Origin of the sequence: Brevundimonas sp. UBA7838, from assembly GCF_002500885.1 — a bacterium.
GTDB lineage: Bacteria > Pseudomonadota > Alphaproteobacteria > Caulobacterales > Caulobacteraceae > Brevundimonas > Brevundimonas vesicularis_C.
Genome location: NZ_DLTK01000058.1, coordinates 462 through 17,754 on the forward strand (window position 1 = coordinate 462; position 17,293 = coordinate 17,754).

18 protein-coding genes are annotated in these 17,293 nt (G+C 65.1%); 11 read left to right on the plus strand and 7 right to left on the minus strand.

Going from position 1 to position 17,293, the window contains the following annotated elements; all coding sequences use genetic code 11:
* Positions 1-67: 67 nt before the first annotated feature.
* Positions 68-418: an endonuclease domain-containing protein gene (locus B3T77_RS04335; RefSeq protein ID WP_292077576.1), complete on the minus strand. Its 351-nt coding sequence runs from the start codon at positions 416-418 to the stop codon at positions 68-70.
* 417 nt (positions 419-835) lie between these two features.
* On the opposite strand from B3T77_RS04335, the gene B3T77_RS04340 reads away from it, so the two are divergent.
* Positions 836-2,311 (plus strand): DUF5677 domain-containing protein, encoded by a 1,476-nt coding sequence (locus tag B3T77_RS04340; RefSeq protein WP_292077578.1) that lies wholly within the window; start codon positions 836-838, stop codon positions 2,309-2,311.
* Here the strand turns inward: B3T77_RS04340 and uvrB are convergent.
* Positions 2,292-4,520: an excinuclease ABC subunit UvrB gene (gene uvrB / locus B3T77_RS04345; RefSeq protein ID WP_292077608.1), complete on the minus strand. Its 2,229-nt coding sequence runs from the start codon at positions 4,518-4,520 to the stop codon at positions 2,292-2,294. The two genes, B3T77_RS04340 and uvrB, sit on opposite strands and share 20 nt — an antisense overlap.
* A 267-nt stretch (positions 4,521-4,787) precedes the next feature.
* On the opposite strand from uvrB, the gene B3T77_RS04350 reads away from it, so the two are divergent.
* The 6 genes from B3T77_RS04350 (at position 4,788) to B3T77_RS04375 (ending at position 8,899) form a co-directional block, all read left to right on the plus strand.
* Complete coding sequence (locus tag B3T77_RS04350) at positions 4,788-5,123, plus strand: PadR family transcriptional regulator (RefSeq protein ID WP_161638426.1); 336 nt, start codon at positions 4,788-4,790, stop codon at positions 5,121-5,123.
* Positions 5,120-6,262 (plus strand): HAAS signaling domain-containing protein, encoded by a 1,143-nt coding sequence (locus B3T77_RS04355; protein WP_292077583.1) that lies wholly within the window; start codon positions 5,120-5,122, stop codon positions 6,260-6,262. The genes B3T77_RS04350 and B3T77_RS04355 overlap by 4 nt, the downstream gene beginning before the upstream one ends.
* Before the next feature lie 72 nt (positions 6,263-6,334).
* Positions 6,335-7,036 carry a hypothetical protein gene (locus tag B3T77_RS04360; RefSeq protein WP_271041763.1) on the plus strand — a complete coding sequence of 234 codons (702 nt, stop codon included), beginning with the start codon at positions 6,335-6,337 and terminating at the stop codon, positions 7,034-7,036.
* Positions 7,029-7,238, plus strand: a complete 210-nt coding sequence (locus B3T77_RS04365; RefSeq protein WP_017504712.1) for a helix-turn-helix transcriptional regulator — start codon at positions 7,029-7,031, stop codon at positions 7,236-7,238. Before B3T77_RS04360 ends, B3T77_RS04365 begins: the two co-directional genes overlap by 8 nt.
* 70 nt (positions 7,239-7,308) lie before the next feature.
* A complete protein-coding gene (locus B3T77_RS04370; RefSeq protein ID WP_292077587.1) occupies positions 7,309-8,388 on the plus strand; it encodes a bifunctional transcriptional activator/DNA repair enzyme AdaA in 1,080 nt (359 codons plus the stop codon).
* Positions 8,372-8,899 (plus strand): methylated-DNA--[protein]-cysteine S-methyltransferase, encoded by a 528-nt coding sequence (locus tag B3T77_RS04375; protein WP_292077589.1) that lies wholly within the window; start codon positions 8,372-8,374, stop codon positions 8,897-8,899. The genes B3T77_RS04370 and B3T77_RS04375 overlap by 17 nt, the downstream gene beginning before the upstream one ends.
* Here B3T77_RS04375 and B3T77_RS04380 read toward each other — a convergent pair.
* From B3T77_RS04380 to B3T77_RS04390, 3 genes are all read right to left on the minus strand, one after another.
* On the minus strand, positions 8,896-9,222 hold the full coding sequence (locus tag B3T77_RS04380; protein WP_292077591.1) for a tetratricopeptide repeat protein: 327 nt from the start codon (positions 9,220-9,222) through the stop codon (positions 8,896-8,898). The two genes, B3T77_RS04375 and B3T77_RS04380, sit on opposite strands and share 4 nt — an antisense overlap.
* Positions 9,223-9,225: 3 nt before the next feature.
* Entirely contained in the window at positions 9,226-9,708 is a 483-nt protein-coding gene (locus B3T77_RS04385; protein ID WP_292077593.1) for a hypothetical protein, read from the minus strand.
* A gap of 79 nt (positions 9,709-9,787) precedes the next feature.
* Positions 9,788-10,498: a LamG-like jellyroll fold domain-containing protein gene (locus B3T77_RS04390; protein WP_292077595.1), complete on the minus strand. Its 711-nt coding sequence runs from the start codon at positions 10,496-10,498 to the stop codon at positions 9,788-9,790.
* 109 nt (positions 10,499-10,607) lie between these two features.
* Between B3T77_RS04390 and B3T77_RS04395 the strand changes: the two genes are divergently transcribed.
* Positions 10,608-11,006 (plus strand): host attachment family protein, encoded by a 399-nt coding sequence (locus B3T77_RS04395; RefSeq protein WP_292077597.1) that lies wholly within the window; start codon positions 10,608-10,610, stop codon positions 11,004-11,006.
* A gap of 40 nt (positions 11,007-11,046) precedes the next feature.
* Here B3T77_RS04395 and B3T77_RS04400 read toward each other — a convergent pair whose 3' ends face one another.
* Positions 11,047-13,254: a methyl-accepting chemotaxis protein gene (locus B3T77_RS04400; RefSeq protein WP_292077598.1), complete on the minus strand. Its 2,208-nt coding sequence runs from the start codon at positions 13,252-13,254 to the stop codon at positions 11,047-11,049.
* A gap of 69 nt (positions 13,255-13,323) precedes the next feature.
* Positions 13,324-14,838, minus strand: coding sequence for a threonine ammonia-lyase, biosynthetic (gene ilvA, locus B3T77_RS04405; protein WP_292077601.1), 1,515 nt, complete (start codon positions 14,836-14,838; stop codon positions 13,324-13,326).
* A gap of 190 nt (positions 14,839-15,028) precedes the next feature.
* On the opposite strand from ilvA, the gene nadA reads away from it, so the two are divergent.
* The 3 genes from nadA to B3T77_RS04420 all read left to right on the plus strand — a co-directional run.
* Complete coding sequence (gene nadA / locus B3T77_RS04410; protein WP_292077603.1) at positions 15,029-16,120, plus strand: quinolinate synthase NadA; 1,092 nt, start codon at positions 15,029-15,031, stop codon at positions 16,118-16,120.
* A gap of 58 nt (positions 16,121-16,178) precedes the next feature.
* Positions 16,179-17,051, plus strand: a complete 873-nt coding sequence (locus B3T77_RS04415; protein ID WP_292077604.1) for a metalloprotease — start codon at positions 16,179-16,181, stop codon at positions 17,049-17,051.
* Positions 17,048-17,293 (plus strand): FAD-dependent oxidoreductase (locus B3T77_RS04420; RefSeq protein WP_292077606.1); only part of this gene is annotated, 246 nt, incomplete at its 3' end. The genes B3T77_RS04415 and B3T77_RS04420, both read left to right, overlap by 4 nt.

Here is a 17,293-nt window from a genome sequence, read left to right on the forward strand (position 1 = left end):
GCGGGAGAAGGTGGCCGAGCGAAGCGAGGTCGGATGAGGGGTCGCGCAACCGCCAACCGACAATCCTCTAATCCCCCACCAACCGCTCCCGCGTCGCCGCCACGATCGCCGCCAGCACCTTCTCCCGATGGTTCTCGATCATCTGATTGGGAAACCGCAGCACCCGAAACCCCTGCTCGCGAAACCACGCATCCCGCTCGGCGTCCTCCACCCGATCCTCATGTTGCGGCCCGTCCGCCTCGACGATCAGCCGATGCCTCAGACAGACGAAGTCAGCGATGTACCGCCCCATCACCACCTGTCTCCGAAACTTCAGCCCTTCCAGCCCCCGATCCCGCAAGATCGCCCACAACCGCCGCTCATACAGAACGGGCTCGCGACGCATCGCCTTGGCGCGAGAGAGCAGCCAGTCATCCATGCCGAAGTTGTTCCGCGCATACGCCGCGATTGCAATCCTGCCCCCACATTCCTTCTCCCCTTGCGGGACAAGGTGCCCCGCAGGGGCGGATGAGGGGTAGGTTCACCATGGGCTATCTGGGCCCGCGCAACCCCTCATCCGACCTCGCTCCGCTCGGCCACCTTCTCCCGCAAGGGGAGAAGGAATCGGAACGGCGATGAAGACCCAGGCCTGACGCGTGCCGCCACAGCCGCCGAAATGAAGAGCAGCAGCTCTCAACTGAACCGCGTCCCCGATCAAGAGGCGTGGAGCGCAAATGCCGGATCTCCCCGAGCTGTGTAGCGCGGGTGTTGGTCAACCACGGAACTTGGAGTCCTTTTAAAGTGCCGCTTTAGATGTGATGGCTAAGAATCGGCTTCAATCCAAACCGGAGACGGCATGAAAAAGCGTAAAGCCAAATCACGCAGAGAACCGCTTTCTCGAATGAAGGTGGAGAAGGGAAAAATTCCATCTCCTTGGAAGGCCCTAGATAAGATCGCGCCGATCAAATCAGTCTCGTGGTATCACGATCATCTTCCCGACTACCTCTGGCTCGTCCTGCTAACTCGAGCGCAATATCGAACGCAGACTTTTGTCGCTTTCAAATCTGTTCTGGATGTTCTTCATGACAACCGGAAGCAAAATGGTCTGATCGGTTTCAGCCATCAACGGCTAGCTGATCTAGATATCAATCTATTCGATTTCATTTTCGATCCAATACTAGCAATAGAAGAATTGCGAAAAGCATTACGGCCCCTCGCTGTGCTTGACCATCTGCCTGGTGCGGACCGTTGGCGAGCGAAGCTCGGAGAGGGGGAGAAAGGTGATGACGATCTTATTGAAGCTGCGGTCGCAGAAGCAGCCCCTCAGAATTCTCGACCGGCGACGGACATTGCCTTTTTGATGCTCGTCAACTTGATCGTCCAAGACAAAATATCGTTCAATTCGGGCCTTCTCGACCCCGCAGATCTTGATGCTTACGCCTTCAATCCGGACTCGGTGCCCAAGATTTCTGGCTTCGCGCGATCAATGAGGAATGGTTGGTTAAATCACGACCGGGAAGAGGCTGAACATAATCGAGATTGGGTAGACGCCTTCTACAATTGGGGAAGGAAAAGCACCGTATGTCGTGGGATTTATATCAGTTCGGATGAAGACAGTTCCAGCTATGAGGACTGTGCACAACGTATAATGGCTCAGCTCGCCGAGATACGCCGCTGCTGCACACGTCGGCTGACTGCTGATTTTCAAACATCTGGTTACAATGAGAAGCGCGAGGTGTTGGCGTCGCTTGGCCTGTACGCCACCGACATCGCGATATCGGCCGGAATATCGGGATCGGCGTCCCACGCTCAAGGAGCAATCTTGGTCCGATCACTGGCGGAAATTAATATTATGATCAGTCACATTATCAAAGATAATGCAGCTGTGGACCGATACAGATCTTATGGAGCTGGTCGGGCGCGTCTTCTCTCAGAAAAAGCCGATGAAATTGGAATTTCAGCTAACTACCTATTTGTAGAAGAGCTTGAAAACGTTTCAAATGAAAGGCGGGCTGCGATGTTTATTGATATGCCAGTCAATGCCTTCTACAATAAAAGCATAAGGGATACGGCGATTGAGTGTGGCGCAAAAGATGTTTACGACGCCTATTATGATGTCGGGTCAATGTATGCACACGCAGAATGGGGAGGGGTAGCAACGTCGTCAGTGCAAATGTGCGGAAATCCCCTTCATCTCGGCCATTACATACCATCTGAACGTTTGTTTGCAGTTGAAATGCTAAAAGATGTTGAGTGGCTTGTTCAGAGAATCATGACCGAACTAGGGGTTGGTTCGACAGCAGACACATCCCCTACAGCCGACCCTTCCTGAACCGCTCCTGCGCTTCCGCCGCCGCTTCCGCCCGCCACCGTTTCGGCGCCGACTTGTCAACCGCTTCCCCCGCCCCGGTCAGGGCCTCGTTGGCGAACTCCAGGTCCATCAGCTTCATGCGCTTGATCTCGTCGCGCAGGCGGCCGGCTTCCTCGAACTCCAGGTTGGAGGCCGCCTCGCGCATGCGGCCTTCCAGATCGCGCAGGGCGGCCTGGAAGTTGGAGCCGACGAAGGGTTTGGAGGCTTCGGCCACGCCCGGTTTGGTCAGGCGATCCATCTCGCGCGACTCATAGGGGCTGTCCATGATCTCCTTGATGTCGCGCTTGACCGTTTCGGGCGTGATGCCGTGTTCGGTGTTGTAGGCGACCTGGCGTTCGCGGCGGCGGTCGGTCTCGGCGATGGCGCGCTCCATACTGCCGGTCATGCGGTCGGCGTACAGGATGACGCGGCCGTCCACATTGCGCGCGGCGCGGCCGATGGTCTGGATCAATGAAGTCTCCGAGCGCAGGAAGCCCTCCTTGTCCGCGTCCAGGATGGCGACCAGGCCGCATTCGGGGATGTCCAGACCCTCGCGCAGCAGGTTGATGCCGATCAGGCAGTCGAACGTCCCCAGCCGCAGGTCGCGCAGGATTTCGATCCGCTCCAGCGTATCGACGTCCGAGTGCATGTAGCGGACGCGGATGCCCTGCTCGTGCATATATTCGGTCAGGTCCTCGGCCATCTTCTTGGTCAGGGTGGTGACCAGGCTGCGATAGCCCTTGGCCGTCGTCGCCTTGACCTCGTCGATGACGTCGTCGACCTGGTTGCGGGTCTTGCCCGAGACGGGGCGGATCTCGACCGGCGGGTCGATCAGGCCGGTGGGGCGGATCACCTGCTCCACGAAGACGCCGCCCGCCTGTTCCATCTCCCACGGGCCGGGGGTGGCGCTGACGTGCACCGTCTGGGGGCGCATGGCCTCCCATTCCTCGAACTTCAGCGGGCGGTTGTCGATGCAGGAGGGCAGGCGGAAGCCGTATTCCGCTAGCGTCGACTTGCGGCGGTAGTCGCCCCGGAACATGCCGTTGATCTGGCCGATGGTGACGTGGCTCTCGTCCACGAACAGCAGGGCGTTGTCGGGGATGTATTCGAAGAAGGTCGGCGGCGGCTCGCCCGGCGCGCGGCCGGTCAGCCAGCGGCTGTAGTTCTCGATGCCGGCGCAGCTGCCGGTGGCCTCCATCATCTCCAGGTCGAACCGGGTGCGCTGTTCGAGGCGTTGCGCCTCCAGCAGCTTGCCGTTCTCGATCATCCAGTCCAGCGTCTCCTTCAGCTCCGCCTTGATGCCGGCGGCGGCCTGGTTCAGCGTCGGGCGCGGCGTCACATAGTGGCTGGCCGCATAGACGGTGATCTCGTTCAGATCGGCCGTCTTCTTGCCCGTCAGCGGATCGAACTCCTGGATCGCCTCCAGCTCGTCCCCGAACAGGCTGATCCGCCACGCCCGGTCTTCCAGGTGGACCGGGAAGATCTCGATCACGTCGCCCCGCTTCCTGAACATGCCCCGGTCGAAGTTCAGGTCGTTGCGCTTGTACTGCAGCGCGATCAGATCCGCCCGCAGCTTCGCCTCGTCGATCTGGTCCCCCACCTTCAGCGTGAACGTCATCGCCGTATAGGTCTCAACCGACCCGATGCCGTAGATGCAGGACACCGACGCCACGACGATCACATCCTCCCGCTCCAGGATCGCTCGCGTAGCAGAGTGCCGCATACGGTCAATCTGCTCATTGATGCTTGAGTCCTTTTCAATGTAGGTGTCAGTCCGAGGAACATAAGCTTCCGGCTGGTAGTAGTCGTAGTAACTTACGAAGTATTCGACGGCGTTATCTGGAAAGAACGACTTGAATTCAGAATAGAGCTGGGCCGCCAGCGTCTTGTTCGGGGCCAGGATCAGGGCAGGGCGCTGGGTTTCCTCGATCACCTTGGCCATGGTGAAGGTCTTGCCCGAGCCGGTGACACCCAGCAGCACCTGGTCGCGGTCCCCGGCCTGGGCCTGGGCCACCAGTTCGGCGATGGCGGCGGGTTGGTCGCCGGCGGGCGTGTATTTGGTCTCCAGCCGGAAGCGCCCGCCCTTCTTCTTGCCCTCGTGCGAGGGGCGGTGCGGCACCCAGTCGGCGGGCGCGGCGACCGGCTCCTCCGGCGTCAGGCGCGGGCCGGCGACCGGGGCGAACATCGGCATCTTGCCACCCTTCTGGCCCGTGTCGCGGATGAAGGCGGCCGAGGCCTCCTGCACTCCCGGATTGGGCACGTGAACGGGCTTGGCCGGCTTGGCGGCGGCGGGCTTCGGCGTCGAAGAACGGTTCATGAACAGAACTTAGTGCGTGAGGGCGTGTCTCGCCATAGCGCGCTGAGTTGCGCTGGGTTGCGGTCGGTTCAGCTTGACTCCCTCGCACAGTATGTCCCATACACTGTGCGCCACACACTATGTGGCGTATGGAGGCGGCGGGTGAGCGAAAACGACGAGGCGTTGCTGTTCGAGAGTCTGCGGCTGGAGCTGCGGCGAGGGTCGTTGATCCTCGCCGTGCTGGCCAGTCTCAGGCGCGAGCAATACGGCTATTCGCTGCGGGTCGCCTTGGGCGAGGTCGGGGTCGAGATGGAGGAGAGCACCCTCTATCCGCTGCTGCGCCGGCTGGAGAGCCAGGGGCTGCTGGACAGCGAATGGCGCGAGGAGGAGCGGCGCAAGAAGCGGTTCTACCGCCTGTCGTCGCGCGGGGAGGCGATGCTGGAACGGCTCGCCGTGGAATGGCGCGGCCTGTCGGCCTCGCTGGAGAAGATGCTGTGAACATCGGGAAAGAGGGAGAGACCGGCATGGACCTGGTCGAGCGTTATCTGAAGGCCGTGGCGGCCCAGCTGCCGAAGGACAACCGTGACGACATCGTCGCCGAGCTGCGCGACGAGATCATGGGGCGTCTGGAGGCGCTGGAGGCGCATCTGGGCCGGGCGCCGACCGACGACGAGGTCGAGGGCCTGCTGCGCGAAGTCGGTCACCCGCTGAGCGTAGCGGCGCGCTATCGCGCAGGACCGCAGGCGCTGATCGGGCCTGAGCTTTATCCGTGGTGGATGTTCGGGCTGAAGGTCGGGCTGACGGTGATGGCGGCCGTCACCCTGATCGGCCTGGCGGTGCGGGTTCTGGTCGGCGACGTCTATGTGGGCCAGGCGATCGGGCAGGGCATTTCCAGCCTGATCAGCGGCGCGATCACGGTTGTCGGCCTGCTCACCGCCGTCGGCTTCGTGCTGGAGCGTCAGTCTAAGAAGCCTGACTTCATCGCCAAATGGCGCGTCAAGGATCTGGGCCTGTTCGAGCTGGGTGGCGAATTCGACGCCGAACAGTGGGGACAGAAGCTGGCGAACGGCGACTGGTCGGGACGGAACATGGGTCAGGCCAAGTCAGGCCGCGCCGTGCGCAAGAGCGCCGAGATGTCGCCCGTAGCGCGTGCGGTGGCCAGCGCCATCGGCTGGACCGTGATGCTGCTGTGGTGGACGGGCCTGTTGCAGGTCGCGCCGATCCGGCCGGAGGAACTGGCCGGAGTCGTCGACGGCGTCGATTACGGGCGCATTCTGGCCGACATAGTGCGGGTCGCCTATTGGCCGGTCGCCCTGTTCGCCGCCTGCCGTATCGGCTTCGATCTGATGCGAGCGGCGTCGGGTGGCAATGTGCGGGTCACGGCGCTGGGCGACCTGGCTTTCGGGATCGCCGCCGCCTGGGGCCTGCTGTGGGTCTGGTTCTGGTCGGCGCTGTCGCCGCTGATCTGGGTCGGCAGCGTCACCGATTTCGTGGATCGGATTCGGGTTCTCATCGGCCGCTCCGGCGACGATGTCGGCGGGGTGGCGACGATCCTGATGGTCGTGGTCGTCTGGGCCTTCGCCGCAGAGGTGGTGCGGGTCATCCGGGCGGCGGCGCGACTGGTCGTCGGTCGATAAGGCGACATCTCCTCTTGACGGCGTGTAACCTATAGGTGATATGTCACCTCAAGGTTACTTCAGGAGGAAGTCGTGAACAAGGACGAAAACGCCGCGGTTCTGCGGGTGCAGTCGAGCCGGCGTCGATACTGGTGGGGCGGCGTCGCCATGCTCGTCATCGGCGCCGCCGCCTTGGCCGGCGGCGCCGGTTTCGCGCTCATGCATGGAACGGAGGGCGATCAGGCGACGACCGCGGGCGTGGCGGCCGGCTTCGGTTTCGGGCTGATGATCATCGGCGCCATGATGGCCTGGTGCGGCCGCCCCGGTCAGCCGATCGATGTGGCGGAAAGCCGTGACGGCGCCCGCCGCGAAAAGCTGCAGCGGGGGCGTACGCAACAGCTGGTCCTCTATCCGTTGGTGCTGCTGCTGTTCATGGCTCAGGCGCATCTCGCCATGCAGAGGGTCCTGGGCGGCGACCACAACCTCGGCGCCTATGTGCAGATCCTGCTGCCGGTTCTGTACGGCTGGCTGATTCCCGTGCTCGTCATGGGCTGGGATTGGAATGCGCAGAAAAATCGCCGCTTGATGGAAGACGAGCTGACGCAGGTGCTGCGGGCGCGATCGATGATCCTGGCCTTCGTCGTGCTGATGGGCGGGGTGACCGTAGCGCTGGGTCTGGGTCTGTGGCGCGCGGACTATGGCGTGCTGGCTCTGCCCTATGTCCTGGCGCTGGGCGGGGCGTCAGCGGGTCTGCGATTCGCCTGGCTGGATCGCGAGGCCGGTCGCGATGGGTGATCCCAGGCTCGGCTCGCGGCTGAAGGAGGCGCGCACCGCCGCAGGCCTGACGCAGCAGGGGCTGGCCGACAAGGCCAGCGTCTCGCGCAAGACCATCAACACGGTCGAGAACGGCGTCTTCGTGCCCTCGACCGTGCTGGCCCTGGAACTGGCGCGGGCCCTGGACACGACGGTGGAGGCCTTGTTCTTCCTGAGAGACTGATCCGATCCATGTCCGAAAACCGCGAGACATCGTCGGGCGGGCGGCGCATCCTGCGGGCATGGATCAGCTGTTGGATCAGAAGGCCTGCTGGCGCGCCGTCGTGGCGCGGGACGCCCGTTTCGACGGGCGTTTCTTCACCGGCGTGACCTCGACGGGCATCTACTGTCGGCCCGTCTGCCCGGCGCGGACGCCGAAGCGCGAGAATGTGGCCTTTCACCCCAGCGCCGCAGCGGCCGAGGCGGCTGGCTTGCGGGCCTGTCTGCGGTGCAGGCCCGAGACGGCGCCGGAAATGGGCGCCTGGCGCGGCACGTCCAACACTGTAAGCCGGGCCCTGGCCCTGATCGAGGCGGGGGCGTTGGATGTCGGCGACACGGACGCACTGGCGACACGGCTGGGCATGGGCGAGCGGCAGCTGCGCCGCCTGTTCCGCCAGCATCTGGGCGCGGCCCCGGTCAGCGTGGCCCAGACGCGGCGCGTGCTGTTGGCCAAACAGTTGATCCACGAGAGCACCCTGTCGATGGCCGAGGTGGCGATGGCGTCGGGTTTCGGCAGCGTACGACGATTCAATGAGACGTTTCAGGCCCTGTATGGGCGCGCACCGTCCGACCTGCGGCGTCGCAAGGTCGAGGCGGAACCGGGCGGGGTGATCAAGATCGGTCTGTCCTACCGCCCGCCCTATGACTGGGACGCCATGATGACGACCTTGGCGACGCGCGATGTCGCGGACGAGGCGGTGGTGGACGGCGCCTGGACGCGGCGGCTTCGGTTGGACGTGGACGAAACCGATGGCGCGGTGACGGTTCGGCCGGCCGGTGAAGGCAAGGCGGCGGTCGAGGCGCGGATCGACAATCTGAAAGCCTTGCCGGGCGTGCTGGCGCGGGTGCGGCGCGTGTTTGACCTCGCCGCCGATCCCGAGGCGATCACGCGCGACCTGTCGGCCGATCCCGTTCTGTATGCCGCAATCAGGGCTAGGCCGGGGTTGAGGCTTGCGGGCGACTGGATCGATGCGGGTGAGGATGCGCCCAGCGACCGGCTGACGACGACGGACGCCGCGCTGCTGGCGCGCGCCGAGCGGTGGCGGCCGTGGCGGGCCTATGGCGCACTCTATTGCGCCCTGAGCGAGGAACGGCGAAATGACCGAGCAGCCTGACATGCATCTGACCCTGGATCGCATCCCGTCCCCGGTAGGCGAGGTGCTGGTCGTCACCGACGCCGACGGCGCGGTGCGCGCGCTGGATTTCCACGACTACGAAGCCCGTCTGCGCCTGCTGCTGCGCCGACACTACGGTGAGGTCGTGCTGACCGAAGGCCGCGCGCCGGAGCCGGTGCGTCGGGCGGTCGAGGCGTGGTTCGGCGGCGACCTGACCGCCTTCGACGCCATCACGGTCCGCACCGGCGGTACGGATTTCCAACGCGCGGTGTGGAAGGCGTTGCGCGACATCCCGACCGGCGAGACCCGCACCTATGGTCATCTCGCTGCGGCCATCGGCGCGCCCAAGGCCGTCCGCGCCGTGGGTCTGGCCAACGGCGCCAATCCGGTCGGCGTCATCGTGCCATGCCACCGCGTGATCGGAGCGAACGGGACGCTGACCGGCTATGCCGGCGGGCTGGAGCGCAAACGCTGGCTCCTGGCGCATGAAGCGGGGGGCCGGCTCTTTTAGCGAGTTGGTGGGGCAGGCGACGGTGAAAGAGGAGAGATCTTTGGGGGCGCAGTTGGCGATGCGCCGCCCTTCAGCTCAGCGATATATTCCAGTTCGCGTTTGGCGTTTGCGTCGTCGGAATCGATTTTGAGCGCGGCCTCATAGGCGGCCTTCGCCTCGTCCAATCGACCCAGTTCGATCAGGCTAAAACCGCGCCGGCGATGGAACGGGCCGCGATGCAAAGGCATCTCCATATCGTCGTCCGCCAATGCGGCGTCAGCCAGAACCAGGGCGTCGTCCCAACGTCCCAACCCCTGCAGGGCGGCCGCCTTTTCGACAAGCAACAACTAGTTTTTCGGCTGTACCTTCAGCGCGCGATCCAGATAGCTGATGCCCTCTTCGTACCGACGCGCCTCAACGGCTTCCGAGGCGAGCATCAGGGCGATGTCGCCATAGACGTTGGGCAGGGCCGTAGCGCCCTTGGCGCCATTTCCATTCTTCCCGGCGGCTGCCAACAGGCCGACCATCATCAGCAGCACGTCGCCGGGATCGGTGACTCTCACAACGTGCTGGCCTGCTTGCTCGACCAACTGTCCATAATCCGCAGACATCCGATCCAGCGCCTGACGAAGCGCGGGAAGACGCCGGGCGAGAGCGGGATAGCCCCGTCGTTGAAAGTCGGTGTTGGCCTGAACGAAAAGGTCGTGAGCTCGGGCTTCCTGACGCGACATCTGCGGCGTATCGGCGACGGCCGCCGCGAGAGCCGGCGCGGGGGCCGTCGTTAAGGCAGCCGTCGACAGCGCCAGTGCTGCAGCCAAAATTCTCAGCATGATTGTCGCTCCCCATCGGTCGTATGGCCATAGGCGCAACCTGGAGGATTTGGCGAGGCTTGGCGCGCAGCGCCTGTCGTTAGCCCCGCGTGAACCGTTCGGGCGGCAGGGCGGCGTGGGTGAAGCGGGCCTGACGCACCGCGCCCTTGAAGTAATTCACGCGGTTGATGCGGCAACCGACCGAGGCGCGGCCTGGCCCTTGCGGCGTGAACGGCACCGGGTGTTCGCCCTGCAGAACGCCGTCGACATAGGCGCGGTACAGGACGCCGTCGAAGGTTTGCGCGACGTGAAACCACTGTCCGCAGGGATGGAGCCGCTCGGGGAAGATCAGGGTGTGGTTGTAGCCGGGCCCGCGCGTGAAAGCGTCCAGGTACCAACGGTCCTGAACCACGCGTATCTCGAACAGGAAGCGCGTCTGCGACGGCGGCTGACCGGCCGGCGCCTCTTCGGCGAGATGAAACCAGCGTTGCTCGAAGGCGCCGCCGTCGGGTCGGAACAGGGCCTCGAACGTGAAGGTCTCGGCTCCGGCCAACGGATGCTGATCGATGAACAGGGCGTCGTCCACGCCGTCGAACTGAACCGCTTGGCCAAAGGGGCTGTCGACCAGGCTCGGCGCGCCCTCGACGCGGGTTTCGATCCCCCCGATGTCGGTCAGGCGATCGAAGGTCCATACCGACTGGCGTGGCGAGGCAGCCGTCATGGTCGCGCACCCCGGCAGGATCGCAGCCGCGGCGCCCGATGCGCCCAGTGCCATCAGGCGGCGGCGGTCCAGCGGCAGGACGTCAGGCATGGTTCATCTCCCGGCGGTTTTGTCGCGCGACACTATGGGATCGGCGGCGCGAGGCAACGGCCTGCGTCCCGGTTCGTTGTCTCGATCCCTACAGACTGGAGTATCGACGATGAAACTTTCCAATGGCGCGCTGGTGGCGGTGGTCGATGGCGAGAAGCTGGCCCTGTTCAAGAATACGAACGCTTCGGACATCAAGCTGACGCCGCTGGAAACCCCGGCCATCGCGGATCGGGTTTCGGGTTCGGCCGGCCGCCGATCCAATGAAGCCAACCCCGACAATGACACCCAGGCCGAGGACGGTTTCGCCATGGGCGTCGCCGAGGTGCTGAACAAATGGTCGGTCACCAATAAGATCGACGAACTGCTCGTGATCGCAGCGCCCAAGACGCTCGGCGAACTGCGCAAGCATTGGCACAAGGACCTTCAAGCCAAGCTGGTCGGCGAGATCGCCAAGGATCTGACCGGCCATTCCAGCGATCAGATCGCCTCCGCCATCGACAAGGCGTGAAGATTGTCAGACGGGCTCTAATGTGGCGCCCGTCGCTTGATCAGGCGGCGCGTCTCGATTGCGCCGCCTGACCCAGGTCGAAGCGGCTGATCAGACCCTCCAGTTCGCCGGCCTCGTTCGTCAGGGCGTGGCTGGCGGCTGTGGATTCCTCGACCATGGCGGCGTTCTGCTGCGTGAACTGATCCATCTGATTGATCGCCACATTGATCTCGCCGATGCCGACGGACTGTTCGCGCGTCGCGGCGGCGATGGTGCGAACCAGGGCGTTGGCCTCCGCCACCTGGACAGCGATGGCGCTGAGGCTATCGCGCGTCAGCGACACCTGATCGGATCCGCGCTGCACATTGCTTTGCGACAGGGCGATCAGCGCCTTGATCTCCTTGGCGGCGCTGGCTGACCGTTCGGCCAGGCCCCGCACCTCGGATGCGACGACGGCGAAGCCGCGTCCGGCTTCCCCGGCCCGGGCGGCCTCGACGCCGGCGTTCAGGGCCAGCAGGCTGGTCTGGAAGGCGATCTCGTCGATGACGCCGACGATCTGGTTGATTTGGGTCGAGGACTGCTCGATCTCTGACATGGCGCCGATTGCGTCTTGCACGACGGCCTCGCCCTTGTCCGCCGCCGCCTGAGCGGCCTGAGTGATGTCTCGGGCGCGCTCGGCGTTTTCGGCGCTGCTGCGCACCGTCTGCGTCAGCTCATCCAGCGCGGCGGCGGTCTGCTCCAGACCGGCGGCCTGCTGTTCGGTCCGGCGCGACAGGCTGTCGGCGGCGGCGGCGATGTCTTGGCATCCGCCGCGCATCGACTGAGCCGTGGTCCAGATGCCGGTCATCGTTGTGTGCAACTGATGCAGGGCGGCGTTGTAATCTTCCGGGATGCGACGCGTGTCGGCGGTGAAGCCCGCCTCCGGCATCCGCCAAGCCAGTTCGCCGGCGGCGAGGCGCGACAGACCTTCGCCCAAAGTCTCGACGGCGCGGGTTTGCGAGGCGGCGAAAAGCTCGGTCTCCTCGGCGTGGCGGCGACGATCGGTCTCGGCGGCCGCACGTTCGCGCTGTTGCTGGTCGCGCCGCGCCAGTCCGTCGGCAAGCTCGAGCCGGAACCCCTCAAGCGCCCGCGCAATCCGGCCCAGTTCGTCGGCCTTGTCCGCGCCGGCCACGGGGATGTCATAGCGTCCGTCGCTCATGGTCTGCACATCGGCCGTCAGACGCGCCAGTGGGCGTCGGATCAGACGGTCACTGGTGATCAGAAGGGCGACGATGATGGCGGCGATGATCAGAACGCCGCCGACCAGAAGCATCAAGGCCAACTGCCGCGCCGGGCCCTCGATCGTCTTGACGGGGATGTCCAGCACGACGGCCCAGGTCGCCTTTTGGCCGGGCAGGATCACGGGCTGAACCAGACGTCGAACCGGCTCGCCGTTCACGCTGACGCCCTCGACCGCCTGGGCCTGTCGTTTGGCGATGACGTTGCGCACGATGTCCGCGCCAGCGTCCGCATAGGCTTGACCTCGCACTGCGGCGTCCGGATGGGCGACCCAGACGCCCTTGTTCGACACCAAGGTCACGCGGCCTGTGCCCAGCGGTTTCATCGCCGCCAGACGCTGCGACAGGTTGGCCAAGGTGATATCCAGGCCCGCGACGCCGATGATGCGGCCGTTGGCGTGCACCGGATAGGCGACCGAGGTCATCGCGACCTTGCCGCCGCCAATGTTCTCTTCGTACGGTTCGACCACGACCGGCGCGCCGCTGGCCATCGGCTCGGTGTAATAGGCCTGTTCGAAGTCCGAGCCGTCTGCCTCAGGTTCCAGGGAAATCTGGCCGTCGCGGCGCACCCAATAGACTGAAAGTCGTCCGTTGACGTTCGAACTGGTCGCCGCATCACCAATGTGGGCGGCGTCGGCGCCGACGGCGTCAGGGGCGGCCATGAACCAGGCGCCCATGACCTGATCGGTCGCTTCGGCGTTCGGCTTGACCAGGGCCATATAAGCGGCGCGGTCGGTCAGGCCCGTCTGTCGTGCGGCGCCCAGGGTTGCCGCCAGGGTTTTGGCGCCCGTGCCCGCCGAGACGATCTCGTTGCGGATTTCTTGCGAGGCCTCTTGCGCAGCGCTTTCGGCGTACCGGCCCGCCATGTCGCGGACGATCGCGCCGGAATAGGCCGTCACACCGATGGCCGCGACGATCATCAAGGCGCCGATGGCGAGCCCCGCCACGACGGCGAGCTTCAGGGCGATGGACAGGCGATTGAACGCAGACATGACGGGCTCCGTAGGCCCGCGCTTATGCGCCCCGTTCCCCAAACACCCCGTTAAGGCGGCGCTACGTAGTCATGCGCCGTCCAGAAACAGCCGGCACGCCGGATTGGCGGTCTCATCGACGTAAGGGTAGCCCAGATCGGCCAGGGCGGCGGTCAGTTGGCCCTGTTCCCGGGGCGGTACGCTGATGCCCGCCAGCACCCGGCCGACGTCGTCGCCGTGGTTGCGATAGTGAAACAGCGTCAGGGCCCAGGCGGGCTGGAGGCTGTTCAGGAACCGCAGGAAGGCGCCGGGGCGTTCGGGGAACTGGAAGCGCAGGATGCGTTCGTGGAGCAGGCCGACAGTGCGGCCGCCGACCATGTAGCGGACATGCAGCTTGGCGGTCTCATTGTCGCTCATGTCCTCGACGGCGTAGCCGCCCGAACGCAGGGCCGCGATCAGGTCGTCGCGCTCGTGCGGACCGTTTCGCAGGGCCACGCCGACGAAGATTTGCGCCTGCCCGTCGCCGGACCAGCGATAGTTGAACTCGGTGACCGAACGACCGTCCAGACTGTCCAGGAATCGACGGTAGTCGTCGCGGTCGTCCTTCATCGCCACGGCCAGCAGCGCCTCGGCGCCCTCTCCGATCTCGGCCCGTTCGGCGACGTGGCGCAACCGGTCGAAGTTCAGATTGGCGCCCGAGTTGATGGCGATCAGACTGCCGCTTCCGGGGTGGGCGGCGGCCCAAGCCTTCAGCCCCGCCAATGCCACGGCGCCCGAGGGCTCGGCGATGGCGCGGCTGTCGTCGAAGATGTCCTTGATCGCGGCGCAGATGGCGTCGGTGTCCACCAACACGATCTCGTCCAGCAGATCCTTGCACAGCCGAAAGGTCTCGGTCCCGGCTCGACGCACGGCGACGCCGTCGGCGAACAGACCGACCTCGTTTAGGGTCACCACCTCGCCGGCGTCGATGGCGGACTTCATCGTCGGGGCATCCACCGGCTCGACGCCGATGATCCGGGTCTCGGGTCGTAGGAATTTGACGATGGCGGCGACCCCGGCGGCCAGGCCCCCGCCGCCGATGGGCACGAAGATGGCTTCGATCGGGTCGGCGTGCTGACGGGCGATCTCGAGGCCCACCGTGCCTTGGCCCGCGATGACGTCGGGGTCGTCGAAGGGATGGATGAACGCCGCGCCGGTTTGGCTTTCCAGATGGCGGGCGTGGGCATAGGCTTCGTCGAAGCTGTCGCCATGCAGAACCACTTCGCCGCCAAGGGCGCGCACGGCCGCAACCTTGATGCCAGGTGTGGTGGTGGGCATGACGATGATGGCGGGAATGTTGCGACGTGCGGCCGCCAAGGCGACACCCTGCGCATGATTGCCGGCCGAGGCGCAGATGACGCCCCTGGACAGTTCATCCGCCGACAGGCCGGCGATCTTGTTGTAGGCGCCGCGGATCTTAAACGAAAACACCGGCTGCAAGTCCTCGCGCTTCAGCAGAACGGGCCGGTCGAGCCGGGCCGACAGGCGGCGCAGCGGGTCGAGGGGCGTTTCCTCCGCCACGTCATACACGCGGGCGGTGAGGATGCGGCGGATGGTGTCCTGCATGGAAATGTCGTGAATAGGCGCTTGGCGGCAAAGAAGTGGGCTGCCATCTAGGCGATATCCGCCCACTTGGGAACGGTTTTTGCGAATCGCGGTCGTCGGTGACTTGCAGGAAGAGGTATGCATTTCCTCTTGCACAGCGCCCGCATCGGCCTACATTGCGCCTGCTTATGCTAAATGTGAGCATAAGGGTATGGAGATGATCATGGCTGACGGCGCCTTTGGTCTGACGAAAGAGCTAGAGCGGGAAACCGCGGGGGTGTGGGCCAAGGTCAAGGACCACGTCACGCCGCTGGAATGGCCCGCGCAGGCGCGCCTGATCAGCGAGATCAACCGGCTGAAGCGTGAACGCGACGCCGTGATCCTGGCCCATAACTATATGACGCCCGAGATTTTCCACGGGGTCGGCGACTATGTCGGCGACAGCCTGGGCCTGGCCAAGGAGGCCGCGCGGTCGGACGCAAGGGTGATCGTCCAGGCGGGCGTCCACTTCATGGCCGAGACGTCCAAGATCCTGTCGCCCGAGAAGACGGTGCTGATCCCGGACCTGCGCGCCGGGTGCTCGCTGGCGTCGTCGATCACGGGGGCGGATGTGCGGCTGATCAAGCAGCGCTATCCGGGCCTGCCGGTCGTGACCTATGTGAACACCACCGCCGATGTGAAAGCCGAGACAGACATCTGCTGCACCAGCGCCAATGCTGTTCAAGTGGTCGAATGGGCGGCCAAGGAATGGGGTGTGGATCGGGTCATCCTCATCCCGGACGAGTTCCTGGCGCGCAATGTCGCGGCCCAGACGACGGTCGGCATCATCGCCTGGAAAGGTCGCTGCGAGGTGCACGAGCGGTTCACGGTCGCCGATATCGCCGAGATGCGCGCCGCCTATCCGGGGGCCGAGATCCTGGCCCACCCCGAATGCCCTGAGGACGTGCTGGCGGCGGCGGACTTCGCCGGCTCGACGGCGGCGATGACCGACTATGTCGAGGCGCGCCGGCCCAAACAGGTGGTGATGATCACCGAATGTTCGATGGCCTCGAACGTCGCTGGCGACGTGCCGGGCGTGCAGTTCATCGGCCCGTGCAACCTGTGCCCGCATATGAAGCGGATCACGTTGCAGAACATCCACGACTGCCTGCTACACATGCAGTTCGAGGTGACCGTGCCCTCTGACATGATTAAACGTGGACGCCTGGCGGTGCAGCGAATGATCGACCTGCCGCCGCCCGCCATTCCTGCGCGCTACGATCTGGTCAAGGCGCGCCACCACGTCGATGTGGAGCTGATCTGAGCGTGACGCGGCGATCGGTCCCGGCGACGGGACGGTCGTCCGCGCCCATCTGGACGCCATGAGCAACACAGACACCACAGATCAGACGCCTGGCCGTACGCAGGGCCGCACGCCCGGGCCTTGGGACGCCAAGCCCGAAACGACATCGGCGCGTGGCACCGCGCCGGCGCTCGCAGCCGAAGCGCCGGTTGAGAAGGACCAAAGCCTGGTCTGGGCGATGCTGTCCACGGCGCTGATGGGCGGCTTCCTGTGGTGGATCACGGGCAGCGCCATCGTGGCGGGCGCGGTGCTGATCGGCCTGTTCGTTCATGAGGCGGGCCATGCCCTGGCGATGAACAAGCTCGGCATGGGGCCGGCCCGCATCTACATCATCCCCTTCCTGGGCGGCCTCGCCAAGGCGCGGCGTGAGCCGAAAAGCGAGTGGGACGGGGTTCTGGTGTCGTTGGCCGGACCGGCCTTCGGCCTACTGGCGATGATTCCCTTCGTCGGGGTCTGGATGGTTCTGGGGCAGGGAGAGTGGCTGATGGGCGCCTTCTTCATCGCCATGCTCAATCTGGTGAACCTCGTCCCGGCGCCGCCTCTGGATGGATCCAAGGCTCTAGGCCCGGTGCTGACGCGTGTGCATCCGCGTCTGGAGCAGATCGTGCTGCTGATCATCGGCGTGGCGGTGGTCTGGTGGGGGCTGACGACCGGGCGGTTCATTCTGGCCGCCTTTCTGGCCCTGTCCGTGTTCAGCCATCTGAAGCGTGGCGTCTGGCGCGCGGCCTGGGGAACGCTGAGCTGGCCCGAGGCGGCCAAGAGCCTGGCGCTCTATCTACTGACCCTCGTGGTGTGCGCGGCGGCGGCCGTCGGCGCCCTAATGCCGATGACCGGGGGCGATCCGGCCGGCGCGGTGCAGTTGGGCCTCAACTATTTGGGCTTTGGACGATGAACCGAACGCGGCATGACGGACCTCTGATCGTCGGGGCGGGCCTGGCGGGGCTGTCTGCCGCGCTGGAGGCGGCGAAGGCCGGCGCGAAGGTGCTCGTCGTGACGCCAGAGCCGTTGTTGAACGCCTGTTCGTCCGCCTGGGCGCAGGGCGGGATGGCGGCGGCGCTGACGGCGCAGGATTCGGCCGCATTGCACGCCATGGATACGGAGGCGGCGGGCGCGGGTCTGGTCGAGCCGGTCGCG

Bases quoted from the DNA above. Each gene is read 5' to 3' on its own strand.
- B3T77_RS04335 (WP_292077576.1), bottom strand. From the start codon at position 418: ATGGATGACTGGCTGCTCTCTCGCGCCAAGGCGATGCGTCGCGAGCCC.
- B3T77_RS04340 (WP_292077578.1), top strand. From the start codon at position 836: ATGAAAAAGCGTAAAGCCAAATCACGCAGAGAACCGCTTTCTCGAATG.
- uvrB (WP_292077608.1), bottom strand. From the start codon at position 4,520: ATGCCGATGTTCGCCCCGGTCGCCGGCCCGCGCCTGACGCCGGAGGAG.
- B3T77_RS04365 (WP_017504712.1), top strand. From the start codon at position 7,029: ATGGGTGATCCCAGGCTCGGCTCGCGGCTGAAGGAGGCGCGCACCGCC.
- B3T77_RS04375 (WP_292077589.1), top strand. From the start codon at position 8,372: ATGACCGAGCAGCCTGACATGCATCTGACCCTGGATCGCATCCCGTCC.
- B3T77_RS04385 (WP_292077593.1), bottom strand. From the start codon at position 9,708: ATGCTGAGAATTTTGGCTGCAGCACTGGCGCTGTCGACGGCTGCCTTA.
- B3T77_RS04390 (WP_292077595.1), bottom strand. From the start codon at position 10,498: ATGCCTGACGTCCTGCCGCTGGACCGCCGCCGCCTGATGGCACTGGGC.
- B3T77_RS04395 (WP_292077597.1), top strand. From the start codon at position 10,608: ATGAAACTTTCCAATGGCGCGCTGGTGGCGGTGGTCGATGGCGAGAAG.
- B3T77_RS04400 (WP_292077598.1), bottom strand. From the start codon at position 13,254: ATGTCTGCGTTCAATCGCCTGTCCATCGCCCTGAAGCTCGCCGTCGTG.
- ilvA (WP_292077601.1), bottom strand. From the start codon at position 14,838: ATGCAGGACACCATCCGCCGCATCCTCACCGCCCGCGTGTATGACGTG.
- nadA (WP_292077603.1), top strand. From the start codon at position 15,029: ATGGAGATGATCATGGCTGACGGCGCCTTTGGTCTGACGAAAGAGCTA.
- B3T77_RS04415 (WP_292077604.1), top strand. From the start codon at position 16,179: ATGAGCAACACAGACACCACAGATCAGACGCCTGGCCGTACGCAGGGC.